General features: G+C 51.3%; 5 protein-coding genes. 2 read left to right on the top strand and 3 right to left on the bottom strand.

The genetic code is table 11. The annotated features are described in order from the left end of the window. Positions 1-230: FAD-linked oxidase C-terminal domain-containing protein (locus tag AC1HCM_RS05690; RefSeq protein ID WP_479460804.1), on the top strand; the 230-nt coding region annotated here is incomplete at its 5' end. On the opposite strand, the gene AC1HCM_RS05695 is transcribed toward AC1HCM_RS05690, so the two are convergent. From AC1HCM_RS05695 to leuD, 3 genes are read right to left on the bottom strand one after another with little or no spacing between them, the layout of a single operon-like run. Then, positions 202-1,002: an endo alpha-1,4 polygalactosaminidase gene (locus tag AC1HCM_RS05695; RefSeq protein WP_479460805.1), complete on the bottom strand. Its 801-nt coding sequence runs from the start codon at positions 1,000-1,002 to the stop codon at positions 202-204. The genes AC1HCM_RS05690 and AC1HCM_RS05695 overlap by 29 nt on opposite strands. Positions 1,003-1,022: 20 nt before the next feature. Beyond that, positions 1,023-1,613, bottom strand: a complete 591-nt coding sequence (locus AC1HCM_RS05700; RefSeq protein WP_479460806.1) for an L-threonylcarbamoyladenylate synthase — start codon at positions 1,611-1,613, stop codon at positions 1,023-1,025. Then, on the bottom strand, positions 1,588-2,091 hold the full coding sequence (gene leuD / locus AC1HCM_RS05705; protein ID WP_479460807.1) for a 3-isopropylmalate dehydratase small subunit: 504 nt from the start codon (positions 2,089-2,091) through the stop codon (positions 1,588-1,590). The genes AC1HCM_RS05700 and leuD overlap by 26 nt, the downstream gene beginning before the upstream one ends. A 46-nt stretch (positions 2,092-2,137) precedes the next feature. Between leuD and AC1HCM_RS05710 the strand changes: the two genes are divergently transcribed. Then, a partial coding sequence (locus AC1HCM_RS05710) for a DsrE family protein (protein WP_479460808.1) occupies positions 2,138-2,544 on the top strand: 407 nt, incomplete at its 3' end.

A 2,544-nucleotide genomic window follows, 5' to 3' on the forward strand; every position in this document is an offset into this window, starting at 1 on the left:
ACAAGGCGAATCCCGAAGAGGAAGAAAGAGCCGAGAAGGCTGTTGATGAGGTCTTTGAGCTCGCCCTCTCCTATCACGGCTCCATAACGGGTGAGCACGGCGTAGGTCTTACAAAGAGGAAGTTCCTTAGGTGGCAGTTCAGCGAGACGGGCTACGAGCTCCTGAAGGGGATAAAGCTCCTCTTTGACCCCAAGAACCTCTTCAACCCCGGTAAGGTGGTTGAGATGTGATTTCCCAGCAAGGCAGGAAGGTTGTCCCATCAAGTTCAATGTTGTACACTGCCGTCATGAATCCCTCTTTTTCTGCTTCCGAGCAGAGCCTTCGCCTGCCTGAGTCAGTAAGGTATTCGGAGCTATACTCAATGTTAAAAACTGGCTTCCCTTCTTTGATGAAGGGATAATACAGCTCGCACTCCCGATATTCGTGGCACTCTTCCTGAACCGAAAAGTCAAAGCTTTCAACGAGGTCCTTAACCTGTTCTCCATCATTCTTGAGACCCACCATCAGACCGAGTTTGTGAGCTTCCCGGGCTAAGAAGCGGTTGTACTCAAGCTGATCTGCGTAGGTTATGTCAAAACCTGTGTCGTTCTGATAGCCGTTTACGTTGTCCGGGTCAACACCATCACACCCCTTATCCCTTGCCAGCTTCAGTCTATCCACCATTATCTCCCTTACCCTGCTTTTTCTTATATCAAGCCACCTCTCACCCTCCCAGCCCTCAAGGGGCTTTCCCAAAACCTCCGCTGGGAACCTGTCCTTGTCAGGTCTCCAGTCTTCATAGGCGCCCGCGTTGAAGTAGCACACAACTTTCTTGCCAGAAGCTTTCAGCTTCTTTATGACTTCCTTCGGCGTATCAAACAGGTCCACGTCGTACAGCTCTACATCCTTTCTGAGCTTCAGCTCACCCTGGAGCTGTATATACCATGTTATACGGGGACCAAGCTTCTGCTCCTGATGCGAGTTGGAAGAACCGCCTCCGCAGGAAAAAAGTAATCCCAGCATGAACAAGGTGAATAACACCATCATTGCGCTTTCCCCAACAATCTTTTAATTGAATCACCGCTGTAAAGACCTTTCCTGAGGACCTTTGTTTCCTTTCTCAAATCAAGGAGGGTTGAGGGCTTTCCTCCCCCCGAGGGCATATCCACGTAATAGCAGACCTTGGCGCCGAAGTACTCCACAGCCTCCCTTACACTCCTTGCGGGGGGCTTCCCTTCAGGGTTGGCACTTGGAGCGACGATAGGTCTTCCGAACTTCCTTAAGAGTTCGTATATAAACCCCCTTCGGGGGTATCTAACGGCAACGCTCTCCCTTCCGAGCCAGTGAAAGATACCTCCCCTCTTCTCAAGCACGAGCGTCAGACCGGGGACAGAGAAAAGCCTGAGGACCCTTTTATCCACCGCAAGCCCGAGTTTACCAGCCCAGGATGGGTCTGGAATCAGGACTACGAAGGGTCTTCCGGAGGGTCTCCTTATCTTCTTGAGGAGCTGGACCGCCCTGTAGCTTGTGGCGTCCGCAACTATGCCGTATATGGTATCGGTCGGGACTACGACGGGCTTGCCTTCTTTCAGGCAGGAGAGGACTCTCTCAAGACTTGAGCTTGCTCTTGGCATACTCCATAAGACCGCCCGCCCTGAGTATAGCCTGAAGCTCCTCGGGAAACTTCGTTGCCTTGTACTCCTTCCCGGTGGTCAGGTTCCTCACGACCCCCTTTTCAAGGTCAACCTCTACCTCGTCTCCGTGGTTTATCTCATCAACCGCCTCCGGAGCCTCAACTATGGGAAGACCTATGTTTATAGCGTTCCTGAAGAATATCCTCGCAAAGGACTTGGCTATGACAACGGGGACGCCTGCGTACTTTATAGCTATCGGAGCGTGCTCTCTTGAGGAACCCGAGCCGAAGTTCCTCCCTGCAACTATGACGTCGCCTTCCCTGTGCTCCTTTGCAAAGTTCGGGTGCTCCGAGTCCTCCATGACGTGCTTGGCGAGCTCGTATGGGTCTGAGGTGTTCAGATAACGGGCGGGTATTATCTGGTCTGTATCAACGTTATCCCCAAACTTCCAAACTCTACCCTTTATAACGGTTCTCATACTACGAGTATATCACAGGTTTAACTTTTATATATGGAGGTGGGTCATGAGGGCTATCCTTCTTATCCTTTCCTTTGTAGGTATCCTCTTCTCTCAGGAAGGTGCGAGGTTCGTTCAGACACCCTATCAGGCTCCCTTCAAGGCTGTTGTGGAGTTTTACTTTGATGAGCCCGAGAAGATAAGACCAGCCCTTGAATGGGTGTCCAACATAATCCACGTCCTCTCAAAGGAGCCCTACAGCTTCATCCCCGGAGAAGACATAGATATAGTGGTGGTGGTTCACGGAACGGAGATAGCAACTCTCGTTAAAAAGAACAGGGACAGGTACAGGGATATATGGGACAGGGTTGAGGGGATGAGTATGGAGGGGGTGAAGTTCAAGGTCTGCTCAATGGCTGCTGAGCTACTCTACGGCTACAAGAAGGAGGACTTTCCCGATTTCGTTGAGCTCGT

This window comes from Hydrogenivirga sp. (genome assembly GCF_056450045.1).

Coding starts and splice junctions, on each gene's coding strand:
- AC1HCM_RS05700 (WP_479460806.1), bottom strand. CDS start 1,613: ATGCCAAGAGCAAGCTCAAGTCTTGAGAGAGTCCTCTCCTGCCTGAAA.
- leuD (WP_479460807.1), bottom strand. CDS start 2,091: ATGAGAACCGTTATAAAGGGTAGAGTTTGGAAGTTTGGGGATAACGTT.
- AC1HCM_RS05695 (WP_479460805.1), bottom strand. CDS start 1,002: ATGCTGGGATTACTTTTTTCCTGCGGAGGCGGTTCTTCCAACTCGCAT.